Source organism: Kitasatospora sp. NPDC088346, from assembly GCF_044740765.1.
Taxonomy (GTDB): domain Bacteria; phylum Actinomycetota; class Actinomycetes; order Streptomycetales; family Streptomycetaceae; genus Kitasatospora.
On sequence record NZ_JBIURH010000032.1, the window covers coordinates 20,912 to 47,535 of the forward strand.

The 26,624-nt window shown below is 72.9% G+C and carries 19 protein-coding genes and 1 pseudogene; 12 read left to right on the forward strand and 8 right to left on the reverse strand.

The genetic code is table 11. The annotated features are described in order from the left end of the window. Nucleotides 1-4: 4 nt before the first annotated feature. Nucleotides 5-997, reverse strand: a complete 993-nt coding sequence (locus ACIOFR_RS30155; RefSeq protein ID WP_401002391.1) for a LacI family DNA-binding transcriptional regulator — start codon at nt 995-997, stop codon at nt 5-7. A gap of 599 nt (nt 998-1,596) precedes the next feature. Between ACIOFR_RS30155 and ACIOFR_RS30160 the strand changes: the two genes are divergently transcribed. The 4 genes from ACIOFR_RS30160 to ACIOFR_RS30175 all read left to right on the forward strand — a co-directional run bounded on the left by ACIOFR_RS30160 (nt 1,597) and on the right by ACIOFR_RS30175 (nt 7,292). After that, nucleotides 1,597-2,364 (forward strand): ATP-binding cassette domain-containing protein, encoded by a 768-nt coding sequence (locus ACIOFR_RS30160; protein ID WP_401002392.1) that lies wholly within the window; start codon nt 1,597-1,599, stop codon nt 2,362-2,364. Continuing rightward, nucleotides 2,361-3,467 (forward strand): ABC transporter permease, encoded by a 1,107-nt coding sequence (locus tag ACIOFR_RS30165; protein WP_401002393.1) that lies wholly within the window; start codon nt 2,361-2,363, stop codon nt 3,465-3,467. Before ACIOFR_RS30160 ends, ACIOFR_RS30165 begins: the two co-directional genes overlap by 4 nt. Before the next feature lie 88 nt (nt 3,468-3,555). After that, on the forward strand, nt 3,556-4,572 hold the full coding sequence (locus ACIOFR_RS30170) for an ABC transporter substrate-binding protein (RefSeq protein WP_401002394.1): 1,017 nt from the start codon (nt 3,556-3,558) through the stop codon (nt 4,570-4,572). 446 nt (nt 4,573-5,018) lie between these two features. Further along, nucleotides 5,019-7,292 carry a M4 family metallopeptidase gene (locus ACIOFR_RS30175; protein WP_401002395.1) on the forward strand — a complete coding sequence of 758 codons (2,274 nt, stop codon included), beginning with the start codon at nt 5,019-5,021 and terminating at the stop codon, nt 7,290-7,292. Between the two features lie 60 nt (nt 7,293-7,352). On the opposite strand, the gene ACIOFR_RS30180 is transcribed toward ACIOFR_RS30175, so the two are convergent. Beyond that, on the reverse strand, nt 7,353-8,444 hold the full coding sequence (locus ACIOFR_RS30180) for an AraC family transcriptional regulator (RefSeq protein WP_401002396.1): 1,092 nt from the start codon (nt 8,442-8,444) through the stop codon (nt 7,353-7,355). Between the two features lie 225 nt (nt 8,445-8,669). Here ACIOFR_RS30180 and ACIOFR_RS30185 point away from each other — a divergent pair, with 225 nt between their 5' ends. The 3 genes from ACIOFR_RS30185 (at nt 8,670) to ACIOFR_RS30195 (ending at nt 12,997) form a co-directional block, all read left to right on the forward strand. Further along, a complete protein-coding gene (locus tag ACIOFR_RS30185) occupies nt 8,670-11,435 on the forward strand; it encodes a SpoIIE family protein phosphatase (RefSeq protein WP_401002397.1) in 2,766 nt (921 codons plus the stop codon). Beyond that, on the forward strand, nt 11,432-11,932 hold the full coding sequence (locus ACIOFR_RS30190; protein WP_401002398.1) for an ATP-binding protein: 501 nt from the start codon (nt 11,432-11,434) through the stop codon (nt 11,930-11,932). The genes ACIOFR_RS30185 and ACIOFR_RS30190 overlap by 4 nt, the downstream gene beginning before the upstream one ends. Before the next feature lie 162 nt (nt 11,933-12,094). Then, nucleotides 12,095-12,997, forward strand: coding sequence for an aldo/keto reductase (locus tag ACIOFR_RS30195; protein WP_401002399.1), 903 nt, complete (start codon nt 12,095-12,097; stop codon nt 12,995-12,997). 28 nt (nt 12,998-13,025) lie between these two features. On the opposite strand, the gene ACIOFR_RS30200 is transcribed toward ACIOFR_RS30195, so the two are convergent. From ACIOFR_RS30200 to ACIOFR_RS30210, 3 genes are all read right to left on the reverse strand, one after another. Continuing rightward, on the reverse strand, nt 13,026-14,117 hold the full coding sequence (locus tag ACIOFR_RS30200) for a VWA domain-containing protein (RefSeq protein ID WP_401002400.1): 1,092 nt from the start codon (nt 14,115-14,117) through the stop codon (nt 13,026-13,028). Nucleotides 14,118-14,398: 281 nt separating this feature from the next. After that, on the reverse strand, nt 14,399-15,259 hold the full coding sequence (locus ACIOFR_RS30205; protein WP_401002401.1) for an alkaline phosphatase family protein: 861 nt from the start codon (nt 15,257-15,259) through the stop codon (nt 14,399-14,401). A 58-nt stretch (nt 15,260-15,317) separates the two neighbouring features. After that, nucleotides 15,318-15,521, reverse strand: a complete 204-nt coding sequence (locus ACIOFR_RS30210) for a GH36 C-terminal domain-containing protein (RefSeq protein WP_401002432.1) — start codon at nt 15,519-15,521, stop codon at nt 15,318-15,320. Here ACIOFR_RS30210 and ACIOFR_RS30215 point away from each other — a divergent pair. The 5 genes and pseudogenes from ACIOFR_RS30215 to ACIOFR_RS30235 all read left to right on the forward strand — a co-directional run. Further along, nucleotides 15,469-16,485, forward strand: a pseudogene (locus tag ACIOFR_RS30215) (glycoside hydrolase family 38 C-terminal domain-containing protein); the annotation flags it as partial. The gene ACIOFR_RS30210 and the pseudogene ACIOFR_RS30215 overlap by 53 nt on opposite strands. A 529-nt stretch (nt 16,486-17,014) precedes the next feature. After that, nucleotides 17,015-20,614, forward strand: coding sequence for an NEW3 domain-containing protein (locus ACIOFR_RS30220; protein ID WP_401002402.1), 3,600 nt, complete (start codon nt 17,015-17,017; stop codon nt 20,612-20,614). Nucleotides 20,615-21,065: 451 nt separating this feature from the next. Then, nucleotides 21,066-22,262 (forward strand): MDR family MFS transporter, encoded by a 1,197-nt coding sequence (locus tag ACIOFR_RS30225; RefSeq protein WP_401002403.1) that lies wholly within the window; start codon nt 21,066-21,068, stop codon nt 22,260-22,262. Next, entirely contained in the window at nt 22,262-22,585 is a 324-nt protein-coding gene (locus ACIOFR_RS30230; RefSeq protein ID WP_401002404.1) for a hypothetical protein, read from the forward strand. The genes ACIOFR_RS30225 and ACIOFR_RS30230 overlap by 1 nt, the downstream gene beginning before the upstream one ends. 88 nt (nt 22,586-22,673) lie before the next feature. Beyond that, nucleotides 22,674-23,522, forward strand: coding sequence for an NAD(P)H-binding protein (locus ACIOFR_RS30235; RefSeq protein WP_401002405.1), 849 nt, complete (start codon nt 22,674-22,676; stop codon nt 23,520-23,522). Between the two features lie 281 nt (nt 23,523-23,803). On the opposite strand, the gene ACIOFR_RS30240 is transcribed toward ACIOFR_RS30235, so the two are convergent. From ACIOFR_RS30240 to ACIOFR_RS30250, 3 genes are read right to left on the reverse strand one after another with little or no spacing between them, the layout of a single operon-like run. Further along, on the reverse strand, nt 23,804-24,442 hold the full coding sequence (locus tag ACIOFR_RS30240; protein WP_401002406.1) for a lactate utilization protein C: 639 nt from the start codon (nt 24,440-24,442) through the stop codon (nt 23,804-23,806). Beyond that, nucleotides 24,439-25,881 (reverse strand): lactate utilization protein B, encoded by a 1,443-nt coding sequence (locus ACIOFR_RS30245; protein WP_401002407.1) that lies wholly within the window; start codon nt 25,879-25,881, stop codon nt 24,439-24,441. Before ACIOFR_RS30245 ends, ACIOFR_RS30240 begins: the two co-directional genes overlap by 4 nt. Beyond that, nucleotides 25,878-26,597, reverse strand: coding sequence for a (Fe-S)-binding protein (locus ACIOFR_RS30250; RefSeq protein ID WP_401002408.1), 720 nt, complete (start codon nt 26,595-26,597; stop codon nt 25,878-25,880). Before ACIOFR_RS30250 ends, ACIOFR_RS30245 begins: the two co-directional genes overlap by 4 nt. Nucleotides 26,598-26,624 lie beyond the last annotated feature (27 nt).

Consider the following 26,624-nt stretch of genomic DNA (forward strand, 5'->3'; position numbering starts at 1 on the left):
GCCGCTACCTCCCGGGCGGGGGCACCTCGCCGGACCCGCGCGGCAGGAGCGCGGTGGGCAGCCGGACGGTCCTGGCCGCGCCCGCGTCGCCGCGCAGGCGGTGGAAGAGCAACTCGGCGGCGGTGCGGCCCATCAAGGGCGGGTCCTGGGCCACCACGGTCACCGGCGCGGCCAGCAGGTCGGCGAGCTCGAAGTCGTCGAACCCGACCACCGCGGGCCGTCCGGCCGATGCGGCCAGCGCGCGGACCACCGCCACGGTGACCCGGTTGTTGCCGCACATCAGCGCGGTGACCGGCTCCGCCCCCGACAGCATCCGGTCCAGGGCGAAGCGGATGCCCACCGGTTCGGGCGTCGCCATGTCGATCCAGGAGCCGTGCACCTCGTACCCGGCCGCCGCCATGGCCCGCCGGTACCCGGTGAGGCGCTCGGCCGCGGTGAAGATCTCGGGGAGGTCGCCGAGGTAGCCGATCCGGCGGTGGCCGTGTCGGATCAGGTGGGCCACGCCGCTCGCGGCGCCGCCCGCGTTGTCGGTCAGGACAGTGTCGACGTCCAGGCCGGGGGTCGGCCGGTCAACGGCCACGACGGCTGTGCCGGCGGCGAGTTCGGGCAGTAGGTAGCCGTGGTCGGTGCCGGTGGGGACGGTCAGCAGCCCGTCGACCCGGCGTGCGCAGAAGTCGGTGGCGAGGTCCCGCTCGCGGCCCGGGTCCGCCGCCGACGACCCGCTGAGCAGCAGGGCGCCGTGGGCCCGCGCCACCTCCTCCACCGCCTGGCAGAGCTGCGCGTAGAACGGGTCGGACACGTCCTCCAGGATCAGGCCGACGCTGCCGGACCGTCGTCCCTGACGCAGCAGCCGGGCGCCGTCGTGGCGGCGGAAGCCGAGTTGTGCGATGGCCCGGCGGACCCGGGCGGCCGTCGGCTCGCCCACCCCGGACTCGCCGTTGACCACCCGGGAGACGGTCTTGACGGCGACGCCCGCGACGGCTGCGACGTCCTTCATCGTCGGTCGTGCGGGGGAGCCCGTGGAGCGGTGCCCGGTCTGCATGGCGGCGTCCCTCTCTGGTGGCGTCGGAGGCTGGTGAGGGCTGGGTGCCGACAGCCTCTGACAACGTAGGTACGGACTATAGATCCACCTGCTGGTTCCGGGGAGTGGGAATGCGGTCCCCATCCGTGCCGGGAGTGTCGTGACCGCGCCCTCCGGCGGGGTCACGATCTGGGAACGCCAAGGCTGCGAAACGGGGTTGACGGCGGCCTCGCGGCATGCGCGCGGAGGCCGGGCCCCCTCATGGGTGCTCCCCTCCACCCGTCCGGAACTGCGGCGATCGCTCCGAGTCAGCGCACGGTTGCGCTGCCGGTCGATCCGGGCCGGCCGATCCCAACCCCGCTGGGGCGGTGCGGACTTGACGCGCGATGTCTTGACAGTGACTCCGAGGGCGTGAGTTGATTCCCCCCACATAGACAACGTTGTCTTTCTGGACGACGACGCGAAGGGCCGGGAACCGGCCGAGGTCGGAAACGACCGTCGAACCCGGTACGGCGGGCGTCAGGCCGCGGAGTGCCGCGGGGCTCCCGTCCGGGGTGAACATGCAAGGAGGAACGGTGCCAGAACCACTGCTTGAGGCACGTGGGCTGATCAAGACGTACGGGCAGGTCCAGGCCCTGCGCGGGGCGAACTTCACGGTCTTCCCGGGCGAGGTGGTGGCCCTGATCGGCGACAACGGCGCGGGCAAGTCGACCCTGGTGAAGTCCCTCGTCGGCGCGGTGGCCCCGGACGGCGGCCAGGTCGTGCTGGACGGTGCGCCGGTCACCTTCAACGGCCCGCAGAGCGCGCAGGCCGTCGGTGTCGAGACCGTCTACCAGGACCTGGCGCTGGCCATGGACCTGGACGCCGCGGCCAACCTCTTCCTGGGGCGCGAGAAGCTGCGCAGCGGTCCGCTCGGCATGCTCGGCATCCTCGACAAGAAGGCGATGCGGGCCCGCGCGGTCGAGGCGTTCGCCGAGCTCGGCGTCCGGCTCAAGGACGTCAACGCACCGGTGGCCACGCTGTCCGGCGGCCAGCGCCAGAGCGTCGCCATCGCGCGGTCGGTGGCCTGGGCCTCGCGGGTGGTCTTCATGGACGAGCCCACCGCGGCGCTCGGCGTGGTGCAGCGCGGCCGGGTCCTGGACTCCATCCGCCGGGTCCGCGACCGGGGTGTGTCGGTGGTGCTGATCAGCCACAACATGCCGGAGGTGCTGTCGGTGGCGGACCGGGTCGAGGTCCTGCGCCTGGGCCGGCGGGTCGCCCGCTTCACCACGGCGAACACCTCGCTGGACGAACTGGTGGGCGCGATGACCGGCGCCGTCGAGAACGAGGGAGAGGCGGCATGAGCCAGATGCGCGACACCGGGGGACGCCCGTCGGTCGACGTGGAGCCGGAGGGCGCCGCTGCGGGCCTCCCGCTCTCCGATCCGGCCACCGAGGAGCAGGCCGGGGGCCGTTCCGGCGCCGGGGCACTGGTCTGGCGGCGGCTGCGGGGGCAGAACACGTTCTGGACCTTCCTCGTCCTCGCCGCACTGGTGGCGGTGTTCTCCGCGCTGCGCCCGGACGCCTTCGCCACCACCTTCCAGTTCCGGAGCATCGCGACCGAGTCCTCGATCCTGGTCCTGCTGGCCGTCGGGCAGACGTTCGTCATCATCACCTCGGGCATCGACCTCTCGGTCGGCTCGGTGCTGATCTTCTCCGGTGTGGTCGCGGTCAAGACCATGAACGCGATCGACAGCAGTCCGCAGGCCGGTTGGGGCGTGGTCGTGGCCGGCTTCGCGGCCGGTGCGGCCGCCGGCGTGGCCTGGGGGGCGCTGAACGGGTTCCTGGTCGCGAAGGCGAAGGTGCCGCCGCTGATCGTCACCCTGGGCACCCTCGGGATGGCGCTCGGCCTCGCCCAGATCGTCACGCACGGTGTGGACGAGGGGACCGTGCCCGCGAACCTCACGGAGACGGTCGGCAGCGGCAGCATCGCCGGGGTCCCCTGGCTGATCGTCATCGCGGTGCTGGTCGTGGTCGTGGCGGCGCTCATGCTCAACACCAGCAGGTTCGGCCGGTACACCCTGGCCATCGGGTCGAACGCCGAGGGCGCCGGCCGGGTCGGCATCAAGGTCGACCGCCACCTGATCAAGGTGTACGCGCTGTCCGGACTGCTGGCCGGCTTCGCCGGTGTGCTCAACCTTGCGCACTTCAGCAGCACCACGCTCACCAGCAGCACCCAGTCCAACCTGAACGCCATCGCGGCCGTGGTCCTCGGCGGGACCAGCCTCTTCGGCGGTGCCGGCACGGTGGTCGGCACCGTGATCGGCGTCTTCATCCCGGCCGTCCTCCAGAGCGGCTTCACCATCCTCCAGGTGCAGTCCTTCTGGCAGACCGTCGCCGTCGGCGCGGTCCTGGTCGCGGCCGTCTACTTCGACCAGTTGCGGCGCCGCCGGCGCAACAGCAGCTAGCCACACCGCAGGTCCGGTGGGCGCCACCCCGCCCGCCGGGCCCGACAGCTACCCCAGATCCGAAACCGTGGAAAGTGTGGGAAACACCGTGATCGTCAGAGACCTCGCCAACCGTCGTGCCGTCGCCCTCGCCGCCGCCGCCACCGCAGCCGTGCTGCTCGCCGCGACCGGCTGCTCCAGCTCGGGCTCCTCCGCCTCCGCCGGCGGGTCCGCGGCCTCCGGCAAGAACCTCACCTTCGTCGCCGGCAAGACCGGTGACCCCTTCTACATCACCATGAAGTGCGGTGCCACCGCCGAGGCCAAGAAGCTCGGCTACTCCTTCAACGCGACCGGCTCGGCGGACTGGAGCGTCCCCGAGCAGGTCAGCTCGGTGAACAGCGTCACGGCCACCCGGCCGAAGGGGGTGCTGATCTCGCCGGTCGACCCCAACTCGCTGGCCGCGCCGATCAAGACGCTGCAGAGCGCCGGCGCGAAGGTGGCGATCGTCGACACCTCGCTGACCGACGGCTCGATCGGTGTCACCCACATCTCCTCCAACAACCAGCAGGGCGGTCAGAAGGCCGCCGAGACGCTCGCCAAGCTGACCGGCGACCAGGGCGAGGTGGTGGTCCTCACGCCGGACCTCACGACCGTGACCACCAACGCCCGGATCGACGGTTTCAAGCAGGAACTCACCGCCAAGCACCCCAACGTCAAGATCGTCGACATCCGGCAGGTCGGCGACAGCGCGCAGGGCGCGGCCTCGGCCGTCAGCGCGGTGCTGGCCGCCCACCCGGGCCTGGTGGGCGTCTTCACCGCCAACTCGCAGACGGGCGAGGGCGTCAGCACCGGCCTGAAGAACGCCGGCAAGCAGGGGCAGATCAAGGTGGTGTCCTTCGACGCCGGCCCGCAGCAGGTCCAGGCCCTGAAGAACGGCGCGGTGGACGCGCTCATCTCCCAGGACCCGTACGGCATCGGGCAGCAGGCGGTCGACCAGCTCGACGCCGCGCTGACCGGCAAGCAGGTCACCGCCACCCTGCAAACGGACCTGGCCGGCATCACGCGCGACAACCTCGACGACCCGAGCATCGCCCGCTTCCTCTACAAGGCGGACTGCGGGTCCTGAGCCCGGGGCCGGCCCGTCCGTCGGCTCCACCGCTCGACCCCGCCCACCGGCTCCGCCCGGCACCCCGACCTCGTGGTGCCGGGCGGACGCCGTACCGACCCTCTGAGGGTGAGGGCCCGGTACGGCAGACGGCCATCGGCCATCCGCAGCCCGCGGGTGGCCCTCTCGATGCCGACCGCCGTCCCGTGGGGCCCTGCGACAACCTTGTCATTCTCGTGGTTCCGATTCCGGCCAAGTCAAGTCCAGGTAATGACATGTGCGCGTCAGTCATGTCACTCTTCCGAGGACGGGCGCTGTCGAGAGCGGGCCCCGCCCCGCGCCTCCCGAACGGTCCGCTGACGCACCGCCGTACGACGCACCAACGCATCTCCGGTTCGATCCGGCCGGCAACCCGGCCGTCCGGCTGTCGCCGGCCCCCATCCGGGGCCGCCCCACGAGGAGTTCCGTTGTTACGTTCCCCGCACAAGGTCGCGGCCGTGAGCGCCTGGATCGTCGGCGCCGCCCTGATCGCCGTCACCCTGCCCACCGGCACCGCGAGCGCCGAGCCCGGCCGTTCCGCGCGGACCGGGGCGGTCGCCGCCCAGCCCCGGGCCGGTGCACTGCCCGCGTCGCTCGGTCCCGCCGACCGGTCCGCCCTGCTGTCCGCCGCCGAGTCCGCCGCCGCCCGGACCGCCGCCGCGTTGCAGCTCGACGCACGCGAGAAGCTCCAGCCGCGGTCGGTGCTCAAGGACGCCGACGGCACCGTCCACACCCGCTACGAGCGGACCTTCGCCGGCCTGCCGGTCCTGGGCGGCGACCTGGTCGTGCACACCGCCCCCGACGGCGCCCTCAAGGGCGTCGACAAGGCCACCGAGGCCGCGATCGCGGTGGCCTCCACCGCTCCGGCCCGCACCGCCGAATCCGCCCGGGGCCCGGCCGTCGGCCGGGCCGAGGCCCAGGGGGCCCGTTCGGCGCGGGCCGAAACGGCGCGGTCCGTCGTCTGGGCGGCGACCGGAAACCCGGTGCTCGCCTGGGAGACGGTGGTCGGTGGTCTTCAGCCCGACGGCACCCCCAACGCCCTGCACGTCATCACCGACGCCACCACCGGAGAGAGGCTCTTCGAGTACCAGGCGATCGAGACCGGCAGCGGCACCGGTCAGTACAACGGCCAGGTGACCATCGGCACCAGCAGGGCGGGCGCGGACTGGACCATGACCGACGCCGACCGCGGCAACCACCGGACGTACGACCTGAACGGCGGGGCGGACGGCACCGGCTCGCTGTTCACCGACCCGGACGACGTCTGGGGCACCGGCCGGCAGAGCGACCGTCAGACCGCCGGCGTGGACGCCGCCTACGGCGCCCAGGCCACCTGGGACTACTACAAGGACGTCCACGGCCGCAGCGGCATCAGGGGCGACGGCGTGGGGGCGTACTCGCGCGTCCACTACGGCGACGCGTACGTCAACGCCTTCTGGAGCGACGACTGCTTCTGCATGACCTACGGTGACGGCAAGGGGAACGACAACGCGCTGACCTCGCTGGACGTCGCCGCCCACGAGATGACCCACGGCGTCACCGCCGCCACCGCGAAGCTCAGGTACTCCGGCGAGTCCGGCGGCCTGAACGAGGCGACCTCCGACATCATGGCCGCCGCCGTGGAGTTCCACGTCGACTCGGCCGCCGACCCCGGCGACTACCTGGTCGGCGAGAAGATCAACATCTTCGGCGACGGCAAGCCGCTGCGCTACATGGACAAGCCCTCCAAGGACGGCAGGTCCAAGGACAACTGGTACGCCGGCCTCGGCGGGATCGACGTCCACTACTCCTCCGGCCCGGCCAACCACTGGTTCTACCTGGCCTCCGAGGGCAGCGGCACCAAGGTCGTCAACGGCGTCGCGTACGACAGCCCGACCGCCGACAACCAGCCCGTCGCCCCGATCGGGCGGGCGGCCGCCGAGCGGATCTGGTACCGCGCGCTGACCACGTACATGACCTCCACCACCGACTACGCCGCCGCCCGCACCGCCACCCTCCGGGCCGCGGCCGACCTCTACGGGGCGAACAGCCCCACCTACGTCGACGCCGCCAACGCCTGGGCCGGCATCGCGGTCGGCCCCCGGATCGCCGACGGGGTCACGGTGGTCAACCCCGGCACCCGCACCAGCGTGGTCGACAAGCCGACGAGCCTTCAGGTGCAGGCCACCAGCACCAACCCCGGCGCGCTCGACTACGCCGCCACCGACCTGCCGGCCGGCCTGTCGATCGACGCCGCGACCGGCCTGATCTCGGGCACACCCACCGCCCTCGGCACCAGCAGCGCGACGGTCACCGTGACCGACACCGAGGGCTCCCGCTCCACGGCGACGTTCACCTGGAACGTCGTCACCAGGATCAGCACCTTCGAGAACACCACCGACGTCCCGATCCCCGACCGCGGCGCGGCCGTCTACTCGGACATCCCGGTCAGCGATCTCCCCGGCAACGCGCCCGCCACCCTCACGGTGGACGTCGACATCAAGCACAGCTGGCGCGGCGACCTGGCCGTCGACCTGGTCTCCCCCGACGGCACGGCCTACCGGCTCAAGGACCCCAGCTCGGGCGACTCCGCGGACGACGTGATCGCCACCTACACGGTCGACGCGTCCGGCGAGACCGCCGAGGGCACCTGGCGGCTCAAGGTCCAGGACGTGTACGCCGGCGACACCGGCTACATCGACAGCTGGAAGCTGACCTTCTGACCTTCTGACCGCCCGGCTCCCGGGCCGGTGAGTCCGAGCGGCGCGCCGGGGGCGCGCCGCTCACGCCGAGGTGGCCCCGGCCCGTTCGCCCATCGTCCTGCGCAGTTCGAGCGGCCCCATGCCGTGCCAGCGCTGCACCGCGCGGCGCAGCGCCCGTTCGTCGGCGAACCCCACCCGCCGCGCCACCTCGCGCAGCGTCGACGGGGAGCGGCGCAGCAACTGCTCGACCTGTTCGCGGCGCACGCCGTCCACGATCGCCTCGTACGTCGTGCCGCACTCCGCGATCCGCCGCCGGAGCGTGCGCTCACTGGTCGAGTGCCGCTGCGCCTGATCGGCGAGCGAGGGCACCGTCGGCAGGCTCCGGGTGACGGAGACCTCCAGGACCTCCAGCAGGTCCTGCTGCTCCCGGCGGGACGAGAACGCCTCGGCCATCAGCGTGAGGATCGTGGCCAGGGTCCGCGGGTCCCGGTTGGGCATCGGGGTGCGGGCCCACTCGCGCGAGACCACGAGCCGGTTGGCGTCGGCGCCGAAGTGCAGGGGACACCGGAACACCTCCGTGTGCAGCTCGGTGCCGGCCGGACGGGGATGGGCGAACTCGACCAGCTCCGGAGCGAAGGCGTCACCGATGCCCGGCCGGATCAGGGCGACCGTGCTCGACAGTGCCTCGTCGACCAGGAAGACCCCGACCGCGGGGTTCAGCTCCGGGTCGGGCATGTCGACGCGCACCTCGAAGCCCGGGCGCGGTCCCGCCACCCGGTGCATGGAGAACTCCAGCATCGCCCCGGCGAGGTTCTGGTAGCGGACCCCCAGCTCGACGGCGTCCTCCAGGGTGTCGCTCGCCAGGAGGGCGAAACCGAGCGGGCCCCAGGACGAGAGGTTCTGCACGGAGCCCACGGCGAGGCCGAGGCAGGGGTCCCCGGTCAGCTCCAGGGCCCGTTCCACGACCTCGTACCCCTGCCGGTAGGAGACCCGGAGCTCCGGGGACTCCAGGACGGCCCGGTCGAGGCCCACGGACGACGGTGCGGGGTTCAGGTCGACGCCCCGCTCGCCGGCGACCGCGTCAGGTACCACAGGATGCTCGGTCGGATCGTGGCCGAGGTGCTGCGGTGCGTCCCGGGGAAACGTCGCCGGCTCGAAACTGCCAGTAGTCATGGTCCACCACTCCCGACGCTGTCCCCTCAACCGACTATGGGGAGAAATGGCCGCCGAGGCCCCCTGCTCGGCCTGCCAGGACCTGCCACCGGGGCGGGGACTCTCCGTAGCGTCGGTGGGGTCAACCCGAGCCGCACGCTACGGGGACGGGGGCCGGACGGACGGTGCGGCTCGGACGCCCGTCGAGTCGGATCCGTCCGACCGCACCAAGAACGGGGACCTGCCATGCTCCTGGTCAACGAGGTGGGAGAACGCGCCCGCCCGGCCCAACGCCCCCGCCCGCCCGCACCCCCCGCCACCGCGCCCGCACCCCCCGCCACCGCGCCCGCCCGCCGCCCGGCGTGCGGGGTCCGGGCACTGCTCAGCCTGCACAGCGTGGCCGGGCGGGTGCTGCTGGTCGAGCTGGCGATCGTCCTGCTGCTGGTGAGCGCCGCCCTGACCGCCATGGTGCTGCAGGCCCGGTCCAGCACCGTCAGTGACGCCCGCCGGGTGACCAGGGGGGTCGCCGAATCCTTCGCCCACGCCCCGGGGCTGGTCCAGGCCCTGGACGGCCCGGACCCGTCGGCGGTGCTGCAGCCGCAGGCCGAGGCGATCCGGCGGGCCACCGGGGTGGACTCCGTCGTCGTGATCACCGCCGGCTTCGTCCAGCTCACCTCGCCGCACCCGTCCTACGTCGGCCGCCCCTACCAGGCCCCGCCCGAGGTCGTCCGGGACGTGGTGCCGCAGCTGCTCGCCGGGCACACCGTCACCTTCGACCTCCAGGAACCCAAGCCCCGCTACCGCTCGATCGCCACCGCCGTGCCCGTGTTCGCCGCGGACGGCACGCCCAAGGGCGCCGTCGCCGCCAACATCACGCTCGGCCGGGTCGACTCGATCATCGGCGCCCAGCTCCCGGTCCTGCTGGGCGGTGCGGCGGGCGCGGTGGTGCTGGCGGCCGTCGCCACCGCGCTGGCCGGCCGGCGGCTGCTGCGCCAGACGCGCGGCCTCGGCCCCGGCGAACTGGCCCGGATGTACGAGCACCACGACGCCGTCCTGCACGCCGTCCGCGAGGGCGTGGTGATCGTCGGCGAGGGCGGCCGGGTGATGCTCGCCAACGACGAGGCCCGACGGCTGCTCGACCTGCCGGCCGACGCCGAGCAGCGGCACCCGGACGACCTGGGCCTGGACCCGGCGACGGCCGCCCTGCTCTCCTCCGCCGACGAGGTGACCGACGGCATCCACCGCACCGGCGACCGGCTGCTGGCGGTCAACAAGCGCCCCACCGCCCCCTTCGGCGGTCTCCCGGGCAGCGTGGTGACCCTCCGCGACTCCACCGAGCTGCACGACCTCACCCGCCGCGTCGAGGCCGCCGGAGAGCGCCGACAGCTGCTGTACGACGCGGGCATGCGGATCGGCGGCACCCTGGACATGACCCGGACCTGCGAGGAACTCGCCCACGTCGCGCTCGGGGGACGCTTCGCCGACACCGTCGCGGTCGACCTGACGGAAGCCGTCACCCGCGGCGAGGAACCGGCCACGGCCGGGCGCCGGCTGCGCCGCACCGCCCTGGTCGGAGCGGCCGGGGCGCCCGGGGAGCCCGCGGTCGACACGGCTGTCACGGTCGGCGACCACTCGCCGCAGGCCCTCAGCCTGGAGGGCGGCCACGCCGTGCCGTACGGCGGCGCCACCCACCACCGGCCCGCGCCGGCGGGGCCGACCGCCTCCGACGGGACGCCGCACTCGGCGATCGTGGCTCCGCTGCGGGTCGGCGGCGGGACGGTGCTCGGCCTGGCCGAGTTCCGGCGGGCGCCGGGCAGCGACCCGTTCGACGCGGACGACCTGCTGCTGGCCGAGGAACTGGCGGCCCGGGCCGCCGTGTCGATCGACAACGCCCGCCGCTTCACCCGCGAACACGGGACCGCCGCCGCCCTCCAGCGCAGCCTGCTGCCCCGCACCGTCCCCGAGCCGACCGGCCTGGACGTCGCGCACCGCTACCTGCCCGCCAGCGCCGGCGTCGGCGGCGACTGGTTCGACCTCATCCCGCTGCCGGGCCTGCGCACCGCGCTGGTCGTCGGCGACGTCGTCGGCCACGGCATCAACGCCGCCGTCGCCATGGGACGGCTGCGCACCGCCATCCGCACCTACGCGTCGCTCGACCTGCCCCCGGACGAGGTGCTGGGACGGCTCGACGAGCTGGTCGCGCAGACCGACGAGGAGTGCGGCACCTTCGAGATCACCGGATCGACCTGCGCCTACGCCGTCTACGACCCGGTGTCCGGGATCTGCACCCTGGCCCGCGCCGGGCACCTCGGGCCCGCGCTGGTCCACCCGGACGGCACCGTCGAGTACCCGGACGCCGCGCTGGCACCCCCGCTCGGGGTCGGCGGGCACCCCTTCGAGACCACCGAACTGAAGCTCGCGGAGGGATCCAGGCTGGTGCTGTTCACGGACGGCCTGGTCGAGACCCGCGGGAACGACCTCGACCACGGCCTGGAGCGCCTGCGCGCCGCCCTCGGCGACGACGGGCTCCGCAGCCCCGAGGACACCTGCGACGCCGTCATCGACGCCATGCGGAGCCCACACCCTGCGGACGACGTGGCGCTGCTGGTCGCCCGGACCGGACGGCTGGCACCGGACCAGGTGGCCGAGTGGGACGTCCCCGCGGACCCGGCCGCCGTGGCGCCCGTCCGCAACGCCTGCGCCCGGCGTCTCGCCGAATGGGGACTCGACGAGCTCGGCTTCACCACGGAGCTCATCCTCGGCGAGCTGATCACCAACGCCCTCCGCTACGGGCGCTCGCCGGTCCGGGTGCGGCTGCTGCGCGACACCAGCCTGGTCTGCGAGGTCTCGGACGGCAGCAGCACCGCACCCCACCTCCGCTGGGCCGCCACCACGGACGAGGGCGGCCGGGGCATCTTCCTGGTCGCGCGGCTCGCCCACCGCTGGGGCACCCGCTACACGGACGAGGGAAAGGTCATCTGGTGCGAGCAGCCGATCGAGGCCCCCGAATGAACGGCAGCGCCCGCAACGACAGCGCTCGGAACGACGGCGCCCGGAACGACGGCGCCCGGTACGGCGGCGCCCCGAACGACGGCCACCCGAAGGGGCGGGCGGCCGTGTGCAGCCTGCCGGTGACGCCCGCCGCCGACGCGGACATGCGGCACTTCGCCGCGCAGACGGCCCGCCGGTGGAGGATCCCGCCCGAGGTCGTCGAGGCGCTCTGCGGGGTGGTCACCGAGCTGGTGGGCAACGTCGTCGTGCACAGCGGCAGCCCCGAGGTCACCGTCCTGCTGACCCAGCGCGCCGGGTGCCTCACCCTCCAGGTGAAGGACCTCGGCCGGTGGCGGCGGCGCCCCGCACCACGCCACCTCACCGCGGACGCCGGCCCGGCCCACGGGCGCGGGCTGCGGCTCGTCCGGCAGGCCACCAGCTGTCGGCTGGCCGTCCTCGCGCCGACCGGCACCCGCGTGGTGGCACGCTTCGCGGTGGCCGCCGGCGGGCCGGCCTGAGCGCGGCCGGCCCGCCGCGACGTCGCACCGGGTCCAACGGCCGCGCACGACGGTTCGTTCCCGATCAGGATGTGACGTTCCGCTCGGCCCGGCGGTCTGTCGTCGACGCCCACGACGGCCTCATACTCCAGAACCTGACGGTCCGACGGGTGGAGGAGCACGGTGAGCGAGGCAGCGGCGGCAGGGACGTGGAGGCTCGGCGACCTGGAGGTGAACCGGGTCGGCTACGGCGCGATGAGGCTGACCGGCAACGGCATGATGGGGAACTCGGCCGGCGTGCCGGTCGGGCGCGAGGCGGCCGTCCGGCTGCTGCACGGCGCGTTCGACCGGGGCGTCAACCACGTCGACACGGCGGCCTTCTACTTCTCGCCGCTGCGGTCCGCGAACGAGCTCGTCAACCGGGCGCTGTCGACCTGGCCGGGAGAGGTGGTCGTGGTGACCAAGGTCGGGCCGGGCCGTGACCCCTCCGGCGAGTGGTTCACGGCCCGGCCCGACCAGTTGCGCGGCCAGGTCGAGGAGAACCTGCGCCAGTTGGGCCGGGACCATCTGGACGTGGTGAACCTGCGCCACATCGGCCCCGTAACGGCCTCGATCGCCGAGCACTTCGGTGCCCTCGCGGACCTGCGCGCAGCGGGCCTGGTCCGGCACCTCGGGCTCTCCAACGTCCGTCCGGAACAGCTGGCCGAGGCCCGGGCGGTCGCGCCCGTGGTCTGCGTCCAGAACGCCTACGGCCTGGACTGGCGCACCGCCGACGAGAACGGGCTGGTGGACCTCTGCCGGGAGCAGGGCATCGCCTTCGTCCCGTTCTTCGCCGTCTCCGGCCTGCGGCGCGAGGCGGCCGCGGCCCGGGAGCAGGACGCCCGCGTCCACACCGTCGCCCGGGCCCACGGCGTGACGCCGGCCCAGGTGCGGCTCGCCTGGACCCTGCACCGCGGCCCGCACGTCCTGGCCATTCCCGGCACGACGAACCCGGCGCACCTCACCGAGAACATCGCCGCCGGCGCGCTGCGCCTGACCGGGGAGGACCTGGCCCTGCTCGACACCCCGGCCTCGGCGTCCGCCTGAGCCCCGGCGGGCACCCGGGCCGGCCGTCCTACAGCATGACGAGCAGCCTGGTGCCGGGGACCAGCTTGCGGTTGACGGAGGTGGACTGGACGAACACGGTGTACGAGGGGTTGTCGCCGGGCTTGACCGTGGCCTCGGACTGGGGGAGGCCGAGCAGCCGGCGGGCGGCCGGGCCGGAGAACACCTTGCCGGTCGTCCGGCCGGTGGCAGGGTCCTTCTCCGCGACGGCGAGCTGCTTGGTGCCCTGGATCTTCTCGCGCTTGGAGAGCTCGTAGAACGCGCAGCCGCTCTTGTAGGGGTGTCCGGCGGTGGTGACGAACTCGCGGATGGGCGCGGCCCGGTCGACCGGGACGAGGATGTACCGGCCCGGGTCGAGGGCGTCGAGGTTGGCGGTGACGTCGGCGGTGCTGAGGTCCTGGCCCATGGTGAAGAGGTTCCTGGTGCCGCGCACGCCCTTCTCGCGGCCGCGCAGGAAGCCGGTGGCGGCGGCCTTGACGGTGCCGATGGCCTCCTCGACGCCCTTGCTGGAGTCGGCGTCCCAGATGGCGATGTTGCCGGCGGGGAAGCCGTACTCCTGGGCGGTGCGCTTGGCCAGGGAGTTCGGGACGAGGATCGCCGACGTCCAGTGGTCGGGGAGGCCGTCCATGGCGCCCTGGATGCGGTCCATCCAGGTGCGCAGGACGGCGGTGCCGCGGCCGCCGTTCATACGGGTGTGCATCCCGCCGGTCTCCGAGAAGCCGGAGGCGTTCTCCTCGCCGTCGGTGACCACGACCTGGAGGAAGGAGTGCTCGCCGTAGCCCTCCCAGATGTTCCTGAGGTCGTCGACGGACTTCACGGCCGCCTCGATCAGGGCCGTCGCGCCGTTGTTGACGCGGTAGAGGCCCTTCAGGGACGGCAGGTGCTTGACGTCCATGTCCCAGACCAGGTTCTGCACCTCGTGGTCGAAGGCGTAGAGGCTGATCCGGGTCTCGTGCCCGAGGCGGTCGGACTCCTCCTGGAGGCCCTTCACGAACTCGTCCACCACCCGGACCAGCTGCCCCTCGTGCTGGCGCATCGAGCCGGACCTGTCCACCACCAGGGAGACGTGGTTGACCTTGTGCTTGATCCTGTTCGCAGACATTCCCCTACCCATTTCCCGCGCTCTTCCGACGCCTTTTCCGGCGCCCCCTCCAACGTTGATTCCAGAGTAGGGGGAGGCACTGACAGTGCCTCACGGCCCAGGTGGCGGGGGGCTCCCGGCGGTCGGCAGGGGAGGCGGTAAAGCCGGGCGGAAATACCACGGCCTGTTTCACCGGTTCCTGCTCCGCCGAATTCGGGACGTTCTCGCGGGACGGCGGACGCCGGGCCGGAACGAGGGCCGACCACCGGTGGTCGGCCCTCGCCCGAGTCGTCCGCCCGGTGTCAGTGCAGGGCGGTGTGGGTGGTGCTGAAGGGGCGTCCGTCGAGGGACCAGTGGGGGTCGGGCGCGATGCCGAGGGCGGCGTAGACGTGGGCGGCGACGTCGGCGTGCCGGAGGTCGACCGGGGGCGGGCCGGCGGGGATGTCGGGGCCGCTGGCGGCGATCCAGGCGGTGAGTTCCTGTTCGGAGCGGCCGCCGTGGCCGCCCTCGTCGCGGTGGCCGTGGTCGGTGACGACGATGACGGTCCAGTCCTCCCGGCCGTGGGAGGGGCGTTCCCGGAGGGCGTCGAGGAGCCGGCCGAGGCGCCGGTCGGCGGTTTCGACGGAGGCGCGGTACTCGGGGCCGCAGGCGAGGAAGTGCGCGGTCTCGTCGACGGCGCCGAGGTAGACGAAGGCGGCGTCGAGGTCGGGGACGGTGGTGAGGGTGCGGGCGGCCTCGACGGTGACGTTCTCGTCGCAGTCCTCCCAGGCGGCGGGGGTGTCGGCGGTGGGGGCGATGTAGCTCAGGCGGCTGGGGGCGGTGAACATCGGGCCGCCCTCGCGGGCGAGGAACATCGGGGTCCAGCCGCCGATGGCGAGGGTGCGCAGGCCGTGTTCGGCGGCGAGGCGGGTGGTGAAGTCGGGGAAGACGTCGAAGCGGTTGCCGTGGAACCGGTTGCCCCAGACGCCGTGCTTGGCGACGCCGACGCCGGTGGTGACGGTGGCCCAGCAGGGGCCGGACATGGTGGGGGTGGTGGCGTCGATCTCGACGCGGCCGAGGAAGCCGGCGGCGGCGACCCCGTCGAGGTGGGGGATGTGCAGGGCGGGCAGCAGGTCGAGGCGGACGCCGTCGATGCCGACGACCAGGACCTTGCGGGCGTTCATTGCTGGCGGACCTCCGTGGGCGTGGAACGGGAGCGGTGGTGGCCGGACCGGCAGGCGGTCAGTCGAGGCGGCTGAGCCGGATCAGGCGGCTGGCGTGGTCCCCGGCCGGGAGGAGCAGGTCGAGGCCCCGGTGCCGGAGGGCCGCGCCGTCGTACTCCTCGCCGGTGTCCGGGTCGCGGTAGCGGGCCGCGCCGTCCAGCGCCGTCAGGGGGAGAGGGGCGGGCCGGTGGCCGAAGCGGGCGGTCGGGCGCCAGGCGAGCAGGGCGTGCTCGGAGCCGTCCCCGGCGGACTTCTTCGCCCGCGCCGAGGCCGAGTACCCCGACGCGCCGGTGTGGGTCGGCGAGCTCTACCTGGAGTTCCACCGCGGCACCCTCACCAGCCAGTTGCGCACCAAGCAGGGCAACCGGCGCAGCGAGCACCTGCTGCGTGAGGCCGAGCTCTGGTGCGCGGCGGCGGCCGTCCGCACCGGTCACCCCTACCCGTACGAGGCGCTGGACCGGCTGTGGAAGACGGTGCTGCTGCACCAGTTCCACGACATCCCGTTCGACCTGCGGGCCGACCACTCCAGCGCCGAGATCCCGTTCGGCCACGTCCAGCGTCCCACCCACACCAACACCAGCTGGGACGCCGCCAAGTTCGAGTTCTGTGCCCACCGCTTCCTGCACGTCGGAGAGCGCGACCGCGGCGTGGCCGTGGTCAACGACTCGACGTACGGGCACGAGGTCACCCGGGACGTGCGCGCGGACGGCGGCACCACCACCACCGTCCGGCTCACGCTGCTGCGGGCTCCCCGGTTCCCCGACCCGGACGCCGACCAGGGCCGCCACCGGCTGCGGTACGTGCTCGTCGTCGGCGCGGAGATCGCCGACGCCGTCCGCGAGGGCTACGCGCTCAACCTGCCCGAGCGGGCCGTGCCCGGTGCCGGCGCGGTCGCACCGCTGGTGGCCACCGACAACGAGGCCGTGGTGGTCGAGGTGGTCAAGCTCGCCGACGACCGCTCCGGCGACGTGGTCGTCCGCCTCTACGAGGCCCTGGGCCGCCGGGCCAGGGCCCGGGTGAGCACCGGCTTCCCGCTGGGACGGGTCGCCGTGACCGACCTCCTGGAGCGCGAGGTCGCCCCGGCCGAGGCACCGGCCGCCGAGCGGACCGGCCCCCGGCAGGTCGGCCTGACGCTGCGTCCGTTCCAGGTCCTCACCCTGCGCCTGGGGGTCGGCGCCGACCACTGACCCCGCGCGGCGGAGGCCGCCCCCGGACGGGTTCCCGACCCCGTCCGGGGGCGGTCTCGTTCGTGATCCCGGACGCCGGTCGGTCCGGGTCGCCGGACGTCGGCCTCGATCGGCGTCCCGAAGGTCGGGAACGTCAGGGTGGCACTGTGCCCGAGGTGAGTCCCAACGGTGGCGTCCCCGCCGACGAGGCCTCCCACTCCGCCCAGGGTGTTCACTTCCGGTGGCGATGGTTCATATCTATCTCGATGCGTGGGCTCGATGAATCTGATCTAAAGCCTTGACGGGTAAGGATCCAGCGCCCAGACTCGTGCACCTCAAGGTGGCGCAGCTCACAGGTGGCGGCTGCCCGCACCGGTGGCGGCGGACCAGGCAGTGGTCGGTCCTTGGCCGGTGGCCGCATGCGGACGATCTGGTCGGTTCGAGTCGCAAGGGTTGAATACATCAGATCTATCCATCCGGCCTCTCGTGCAGTCCAGAGACGACGTGCCCATGCGTTCCCGCCCGTTTCGCGACACGAGGTGACAGCAGGATGAGGAATCGAAGAAGCGCTCTTGCCGGCCTGTCGGCGGCGGTGGTCGTCATGGCGACGGGCGTGACGGTCCCGGCGGCGTCGGCCGCCGGTGCCACGTACACGATCCGGGCCGGTTCGCTGCGGATCGCGCTGAACGGCGCGGGGACGGTGACCGGTCTGGTGGATGCGGCGAGCGGCCGTGACTACGCGAGTGCGGACCACCGGTCGCCGCTGATCAAGTTGGTGGCGGACGGTGCGCAGCAACTGCCCACCTCGCTCTCGTACGACGCGGCCTCGTGTACCTACGCCTTCGGGTTCGCGGGGAAGGGCATCAAGGTCGGCGTACGGGTGGTGAGCAGGTCGGCGTACGCCACACTGGAGGTGACGAGCGTCAGCGCCCCGGCCGGAGTGGACGTCCAGACCCTGCTCTGGGGCCCGATCACCACCGGCATCACGCAGACCGTGGGCGAGACGGTCGGTGTGGTGCGCGACAGCACGTTCGCGATCGGCATCCACGGGCTCAACGACAAGACCGTCGGCGGCTGGCCGGACGAGTTCGACAAGCTCAGCCATCCCGACGGTCCGCGCAAGGCGGGCGTGTCGCCCTGGCCGTTCGGGTGGTTCAGCGCCTCCCAGACCGACTGGGGCAGCATCCTCCAGGCGTACACCTACGACTACACCAGGACCCGCCACCGCTCGGTGGGTTGGGACGACATGCACGAGCCCGACGTGGCGGTCCCGCCGCTGAGCGGCGACGACGCGGTGATCAAGGGCTCCAGGATCGCCCTGTTCGGCACCGCGCCGGCGAACGTCCTCGGCACCCTGTCCGGGATCGAGACGGGCGAGGGCCTGCCGCACACCACGATCGACGGGGAGTGGGGGAAGACCTCGCAGGGCGCCTCGCAGTCCTTCCTGGTGCTCGGCGACCTGAACACCGGCAATTCCGCCAAGGCGAGCGAGTACGCCCGGAAGGCCGGGATCCGGTACCTCTACTCGCTGCCGAACGCGGTGGGCCCCTGGAAGTCGACCGGCCACTACCAGTTCGACGGCTCCTTCGGCGGTTCGGACGCCGGTGCGGCCGGGCTGGCCCGCACCGCGGCGGCCGGCGGCACGGCGGTGGGCGTGCACACCCTGTCCAACGCGATCGACACCAACGACCCGTACGTGACGCCGGTGCCCGACCCCGGGCTCGCGACCATGGGATCGGTCAGGCTGACCCGGCCGCTGGACGCCTCGGCCACGGTGGCCTACGTCGACGGCGACACCGTCTTCACCGGCGGGCGCGGGAACGCGCTGCGGACCGGCAACGAACTGCTGAAGTTCGGCACCGTGACGAAGGTGCCCGGCTCGTCGACCGAGTACCAGGTGACCCTCAGCGCCCGTGGCGGCTGGGGCACCACCGCAGCCGCCCACCCGGCCGGCGCCGACCTGGCCCGCATGCAGTGGTACGCCTATGACCAGTTCGACGCCGGCATGTCGATGCTCCCGGGGCTCGCCAGCCGCTTCGCGCAGATCTTCAACACCACCGGCCTCAAGGCGATGTCCTTCGACGGCCTGGAGACCGCCACCCTGGCCGGCTACGGGACGTTCGGCACCAACAAGCTCTTCAACGGGATGTACCGGCAGCTGCACAACACCGACGACTTCATCTCGGAGGGCAGCAACGTCCTGCCGGGCGTCTGGGACGCCATCGGTCGCGCGAGCTGGGGCGAGGGATCCCACGGGACGAAGTACCCGGAACTCGTCGACCACCAGGCCTACTACCAGCGCAACTACCTTCCCGACATGATGGGATGGGTCACCTACCACCCGACCGACTCGGTCCTCGAGCAGGAGTGGCAGCTCTCCAAGATGGCGGGCTGGAACGCGGGCGCCGGACTGCAGGCCAGCGTGTCCGGGTTCAACGGCAGCGGCAACACGGCCGGCGTCCTGGAGGCCTGGAAGCAGTGGGAGGCGGCCCGCAACGCGCACGCCTTCACCGACGCGCAGACCACCGCGATGAAGGACGCGGACTCCCGCTGGCACCTGGAGAACACCGTGCCGGGCAAGGAGTGGAACCTGTACCACGTCGACTACCCGAAGGACGCACTCGGCGCGGCGGGCGACGGGACGACGAGCACCTGGCAGTACACCAACTCCCAGCAGGCGCAACCCCTGCGGTTCCAACTGCGAGCTTCCGGCGGCACCGTCACCAACCCCTCGGTCACCCTGAACGGCCGGACGGTCGCCTTCACCACCACCGTGCCCGACGGCGGCTACCTGGTCGCGGACGGGACCAGCACCGCGACGGTGTACGACGGCACCTGGCACCAGCTCGCCACCGTCACCCCGAGCGGCTCGGCGGACTACACCGCCGGTGCCCAGACCATCGCCTACCGCGACGCGGGGTCCGGCGGGACGGCCAGGATCCGGTTCCTGACCCTCGGGGCTCCCCAGAAGGTCAGGGCCCCGATCACGGTCACCGCACCCACGACCACCGGCCGCGGCGCCGCCGCCACGGTGACCACCACGTACACCAACACCGGCACCGCCGCGGTGAGGAACACCACCATCGGCCTGAAGGCACCCACCGGTTGGACGGCCACGCCCACCGACCCCGCCGCCTTCGGGAGCATCGCCCCGGGCCGGACGGTCACCGTCAGGTGGCGGGTCACCCCGCCCGCCGACGCCACCGTCGGCGACGTCCCGCTGGTCGCCCACGAGATGCACACCGGCGCCCGGTTCAGCTCGGAGGCGACCGCCTGGACCACCGTGCCGAACCCGCTCTCGGTCCGCGGCCCCGCGGTCGTCGCACCGGGCACCAGCACCACGGTGACCACCACGTACGTCAACAGCACCGCGCGCGCCCTGTCGGACCTCACCCTCACCCTCACCCCGCCGCCCGGCTGGACCGCCCGGGCCACCACGCCGGCGGGCTTCCCCTCGCTCGGCGCGGGCCGGACGGCCACCACCACCTGGCAGTTGACCGCCCCCGCGAACGCCGCGGCCGGTACCGCCGAGTACCAGGCCGGCGCCGGCTACCGCGGCGCGCCGGTCAAGGACGGGGCGAGCGGCCGGCTCAGCGTGCCGTACACCTCGCTCGCGGCCGCCTTCGACAACCGCGGGATCAGCGACGACGCCGCCCAGGCCGCGGCCGACCTGGACGGCGGCGGCCGGAGCCTGTCGGCGCAGACCCTGGCGGCGGCCGGCCTCGGCCGCGCGGCGACCTTCACCCACGACGGCCTCTCCTTCCACTGGCCCGACACCGCCCCCGGCAGCAACGACAACGTCCGCGCCAACGGCCAGATGATCGCGACGTCCGGATCGGGCGGCAGGCTCGGCCTGCTGCTCACCAACACCGGTGGCCCGGGGTCCGGATCGGGGACGGTCACCTACACCGACGGGACCACCCAGGCCTTCACCCTCGCGGTCTCCGACTGGTGGGACAACAGCCCGGCGGCCGGGGCCGACATCCTCGCCACCCTCCCGCGCCGCAACGCCGGCCACGGCGGCGTCACCGACCACCCGGTCAGCATCTACTGTTCGACCGTCCCGTTGCAGGCGGGCAAGACCGTCGCCTACCTGACCCTGCCCACCACCGGCGACCAGACGCACGTCTTCGCCACCGCCATCGGCTGACCCGCCTCCCATCCCGGCCCGGCGGCGCCGCGGTGCCGCCGGGCCCCTGCCCACCGCCGCCCGTGTGTTCGCCCGTGAGACAAAGCAGTTGCGCCGCCCCGGACCCTTCACTACGGTTACGGACATCCAGTGATCGACACCGAGGAGTGCCAAGAGGCGAGACGAACAGCGAAGAACCGTGATCAGCAGCTCTGCTGACGACTGATCAACGGTTGAGAGGGCCGACGACGGCCGGAGTCGGACGAGATCCGACCACCCCATCTCCGCTGCCAACGACAGGCGGCGTTCTTCAGCGAGTTCGTTCTGCGTACTCCCACTCCGGGCGATGCCGCGTATCGCGGCGCCGCTCCTCGATCACAAGGACTCCCTCGTGACCTCCCGCTCACGTGAACCCGGCGCCTCTGCCGCACCGGCTCCGTCGGCCAAGACCCATACGGTCGTCCTGACCCTCATGGCGGCCGTCTTCCTCTCCCTGCTCGACTCCCAGATCGTCGCCACCGCGCTGCCCCGCGTGGTGAGCGACCTGGGTGGACTCGACCGGTTCGCCTGGGTCACCACCGCCTACCTCATCGGCGGGAGCGCAGCCGCCCCCGTCTTCGGAAAGCTCGGCGACCTGTTCGGACGCAAGCGCGTCTTCCTCGCCTCCGTCACCGTCTTCCTCGCCGGATCGGCGATCTGCGGCCTCGCCCGGACGATGGATCAGCTGATCGCCTTCCGAGCCGTTCAGGGTGTCGGCAGTGGTGGCCTGTTCATCTGCGTCCTCGCCCTCCTCGGCGAGATGTTCTCGCCACGAGAAGGCGCCCGCTACCACGGGTGGTTCTCCCTCACCTTCGGCGCCGCCTCGCTCGCCGGTCCCGCCCTCGGCGGCATCCTGACCGACCTCGTCGGCTGGCGATGGGTGTTCTACGTCAACCTGCCCATCGGCGCCGTGGTCCTGATCGTCGTCTCCTCGATGCTGCGGCTGCCCGCGCAGTCCACGAAGGCCCGCATCGACTACGCCGGCATCGTCCTGCTCGTCGTCGCGATCGTCGCCCTGAACCTGCTCACCGGCTGGGTCGGCACCACGTACGCCTGGAACTCTCCGATGACCATCGGCCTCGCCGCGGGATCCGTCCTCGCGGTAACGCTGTTCGTCCTGTCCCAGCGGCGCGCCGCCGACCCCGTGATCCCGCTCCGGCTCTTCGGCAACCGCACCTTCACCATCGTCGTCCTCCTCGGCTTCGTCGCCGGTCTCGTCGGCCCCGGGCTGATCAACTACCTGGTGCTGTGGTTCCAGACCGTCCTCGGCCTGGACGTACGGACATCCGGCTACCTGCTCACCGCAATGATGCTCAGCGTCGTCCTGGCCTCCTGGGCCAGCACCAAGGTCATCGGGCGCACCGGCTCCTACCGCTGGTTCCCGGTGCTCAGCATGGCGCTCTTCGCCGTCGCCGCCCTGCTGTTCCGTACCGCCGGTCCCCGGACGGGCCTCGCCCTCACCACCGGATACGTCCTGCTCCTCGGGACCGCCGCCGGCCTCAACTCCCAAGCCCTGAGCCTCGCCGCACGCAACACCGCGGACAGGCGCGACATCGGCGCCGTGCAGGGCACCGCCACCCTCGTCCGCCAGCTCGGCACCGGCATGGTGTCTCGACCTTCGGCGCCCTGATGTCCAGCCGCCTCGGCACCGGACTCCAGGAGCACCTCGGCGGTCGGTCCGGCGACGGCCTCGACGAGGACGGCTCGCTCTCGCCCGACGTGCTTCGCCACCTCCCGGACTCCGTCCGACTCGAACTCGCCCACGTCTACGCGGACTCGCTCCACGCCGTCTTCCACGCGGTGATCCCGGTCGTCCTCGTCGGACTGGTGATTGCCCTGCTCCTCAAGGACACCGAGCTCGGCGGCGGCCACGACCACGGCCGCTCCAGGCCCGAGCGGTCAGGCGAGGGCACGACGGCCGTCGACCCGTCCGCCGCCCGATCCCGGGCCTGACCCGCCACTCGCACCCGGCTCCCGCAGGGCTGCACAGCCCCGCGGGAGCCACCCCGACACCCTTCGCGCATCCCAAGGAGATCCACGCATGATTCTCGTCACCGGCGCCACCGGCAACGTCGGCAGCGAACTCGCCGCCCAGCTCGCCGCAGCAGGCGTGGCCGTACGGGCCATGACCCGATCGCCCGGGAGGACCGACTTCCCCGCCGGCGTCGAGGTCGTCCCCGGCGACTTCGACAAGCCCGAGACCCTTCCCGCCGCACTCGACGGCATCGACCAGGTCTTCGTCGTCCCGCCCGGCTACGGCCCCGAGGGGCCGGTCCAGGAACGCACCCTCGTCGAAGCCGCCCGCAACGCCGGCGTCAAGCACCTGGTCAAGCTCTCCACCAGCGGCGTCACCCACGGCGCCACCGACCCGCTGAGCACCGGCCACCGCCGGGGCGAGCAGGTCGTCCAGGACTCCGGCCTGGCCTGGACCATCCTGCGCCCCGGCACGTTCATGGTCTACCTCCACGGCCATGCCGACACCATCGCCAAGGAACGGACCATGTACGTCACCGAGGGCGACCCGGTCTCCGCCATGATCCACCCACGCGACATCGCCTCCGTGGCCGCCAAGGTCCTCACCACCTCCGGCCACGAAGGACAGACCTACACCCTCACCGGCGGCGAAGCCGTCAGCCCGCAGTGCCAGGGCGAGATCGTCGGCGCAGCCCTCGGCCAGCAGGTCGAGGTCGTCGAACGCACCAGGGCCCAGACCCGAGCCGAGTTCGACCGTCTCGGCTGGGGCGGACCTCGCCTCGAAGCCCTGCTCGAACTCAAGCGCCAGTCGGCCGCCTGGGACTGGAAGATCTCCGACGCCGTCGAGGCGATCACCGGGAAAGCCCCGCTGACCCTGCGCGACTGGGTCGACGAGAACATCCACATCTTCGGCTGAGCCGATCTCCGGTCTCGGTTCCGGTCGCCGGCCGACCAGGTTCAGCCGCTGCCCACCGGCGAGTTCGCCCAGCGCGCCGAGCTTCGCCCCTACCCCGGCCGGGCCCCGGAAGGAACCGTCCGGGTAGCGGTAGGTACCGAGGGACGTCCGGTGCGTGGTCGCCGGGAATCCCGGCGCGGTGGGGCCCGGTGGTGCCCCCGCCCGAGGACCACCGGCGTCACGGATTGCCGGTGCCGCGGCAGCGACGGACATGCGGTGACGGCGGGCCGACGAGTCTCTGGTCAACCGACCAGGACGACCTCCAGCCCGCGCGGTCCGTGCACGCCCTCCACCCGGTCGAGCTCGATGTCGCTGGTGGCCGACGGTCCGGAGATCCAGGTCTGCGGCCGGGTGGGGTCCAGCAGCGGCAGGGCCCGTGGCAGCGAGGCGACGACCTGGTCGGCGCGGACCACGCAGAGGTGGTGGTCGGGGACGAGGGTGAGGACGCGCCGGCCCTGGGCGGGGCCCGCGTCGAGCACGACGGTGCCGGTCTCGGCCACCGCGAGCGTGCAGCCGGTGAGCACGCTGTCCACCGCGTCCAGCCGCCCGGCCGTCAGCTCGGCGGAGTCGGTGACGACCTGGATGTCATGGAGCGCGTCCAGCCATCCGGGCGGCAGGTCGGCGGGGACCGCCACCGAGCGGCTCCCGTGTGCGCGCAAGCGGTGGGCGATCAGCCCGGGCAGGTCGGCGGCGGTGCTGCGGTGGACCACGGCCCGGTAGTCGGTGAGGTTCTCGGCCAGCACGGTGAGCAGGGTGGCGCGGTCCTCCGGGATGTGGGCCGGGAGGTAGCCGCGCCGCACCGGCGGGTCGGAGGCCGCCAGCGGGACGTCGGCCAGCGCGGTCCGGATCCGGGCCAGGACGCGTTCGCGGGAGCTGCTCATCGTGGGTCGTTCCCCTCGGCGCGGTTCTTCTTCCACCAGTCGCGGAAGGTCTGTTCGGGCATCTCGGGCAGGTCGCGGGTGTCGCTCCAGGCCTTGGCGGGGCCGGGCAGCGGCAGGCTGCGCGGGTGCAGCCGCCGGGTCAGCGCGGCGGCCCGGGTGGCCGCGGTGTACGCCGCCGGGTGGTCGAGCAGCCAGGTCGCCGCCCTGACCGCGGCGCGCTCGACGCGGTGGCCGGTGCCCTGCCCGACGACCCGTTCCCGGAGGTGCACCAGCACCTCGGGGATGTCGATGGCCACCGGGCACACCTCGTAGCAGGCCCCGCACAGCGAGGAGGCGTACGGCAGCGAGGCGTCCACCTCGCTCTGCAGCCCGCGCAGTTGGGGGGTGAGGATGGCGCCGATCGGCCCCGGGTAGGGCGAGCCGTAGGCGTGGCCGCCGGCCCGCTCGTACACCGGGCAGACGTTCAGGCAGGCCGAGCAGCGGATGCAGCGCAGCGCCTGGCGGCCGACCTCGTCGGCGAGGGTGTCGGTGCGGCCGTTGTCGAGCAGGACGAGGTGGAACGCGCGCGGCCCGTCCCCGCCGGTCGTGCCGGTCCAGATCGAGGTGTACGGGTTCATCCGCTCGGCGGTGGAGGAACGGGGGAGCAGCTGGAGGAACACCTCCAGGTCCCGCCAGGTGGGGACGGTCTTCTCGATGCCGACGACGGAGATCAGCGTCTCGGGGAGGGTCAGGCACATCCGGCCGTTGCCCTCGGACTCGACGACCACCAGGCTGCCGGTCTCGGCGACGAGGAAGTTGGCGCCGGAGACGGCGACCTTGGCCCGCAGGAACTTCTCCCGCAGATGCAGCCGGGCCGCCTCGGCGAGGTCCGCCGGTCGGTCGGTCAGGCCCTCGGGGGCGGCCCGTCCCCATCTGCCCATCGCGGCACGGAAGATGTCGCGGATCTCGGTGCGGTTGCGGTGGATCGCCGGGACCAGGATGTGCGAGGGCAGGTCGTCGCCCAGCTGCACGATCAGCTCGGCGAGGTCGGTCTCGTACGCCGTGATGCCCTCGGCGGCCAGTGCCTCGTTGAGGCCGATCTCCTGGGTGGCCATGGACTTGACCTTGACCACCTCGCGCTCGCCGGTCGCCTTGACCAGGTCGGTGACGATCCGGTTGGCCTCGGCGGCGTCCGTCGCCCAGTGCACCGTCCCGCCGGCCGCGGTCACGGCGGCCTCCGCCCGGAGCAGGTGGTGGTCCAGGCGCAGCAGCGTGCGGTCCTTGATCTCCTTGCCGGCCTGCCGCAGCTGCGCCCAGTCGTCCAGCTCGGCGACCGCTGCGGCCCGCTTGTCGCGGATGGTGCGGGTGGCGTGGGTGAGGTTGGCGCGCAGCCGCGCGTCCCGGGTGGAGGCGGCCGCGGCCTCGGGGAAGGCCGGCATGCCCAGGTAGGTGCCGCTCACACCGCTGCTCCGTCCGTGGTGGAGGCGAGGATCTCCGCCAGGTGGACGGTCCGCAGCGGGGCGCCCAGGCGGCGCAGTGTGCCGTCGAGGTGCATCAGGCACGAGTTGTCGGCGCCGCACAGCACCTGCGCGCCGGTGGACCGCGCGTTGCGCACCTTGTCGGCGCCCATCGCGGCGGACACGGCCGGGTTCTTGACCGAGAAGGTGCCGCCGAAGCCGCAGCACTCCTCCGCGCCCGGGAGCTCCACCAGTGTCAGCCCCCGTACGGCCCGCAGCAGCCGCAGCGGCCGGTCGCCGAGGCCGAGCATCCGCAGCCCGTGGCAGGACGGGTGGTAGGTGACGGTGTGCGGGTAGTGCGCGCCGACGTCGGTGACGCCCAGCACGTCGACCAGGAACTCGGTGAGCTCGTACACCCGGTCGGGCAGGTCGCCGGTGCCGGCCCCCTCCAGCCGGGGGTAGTTGTCCCGGACCATCGCGGCGCAGGAGCCGGACGGGGTGACCACGAAGTCGTACCCGGCGAAGGCGGCGGCGGTGCGGCGGGCCAGTGGGACGGTCTCGGCGCGGTAGCCGGTGTTGTACTGGGGCTGGCCGCAGCAGGTCTGGGCGGCGGGGAAGTCGACGTCCACGCCGAGCCGTTCCAGCAGCGTCACGACCGCCCGCCCGGTACCGGGGTAGAGGGTGTCGTTGACGCAGGTGACGAAGAGTGCGACACGCATCGCGGGCTTCCTCGCGTCTCGGGACAG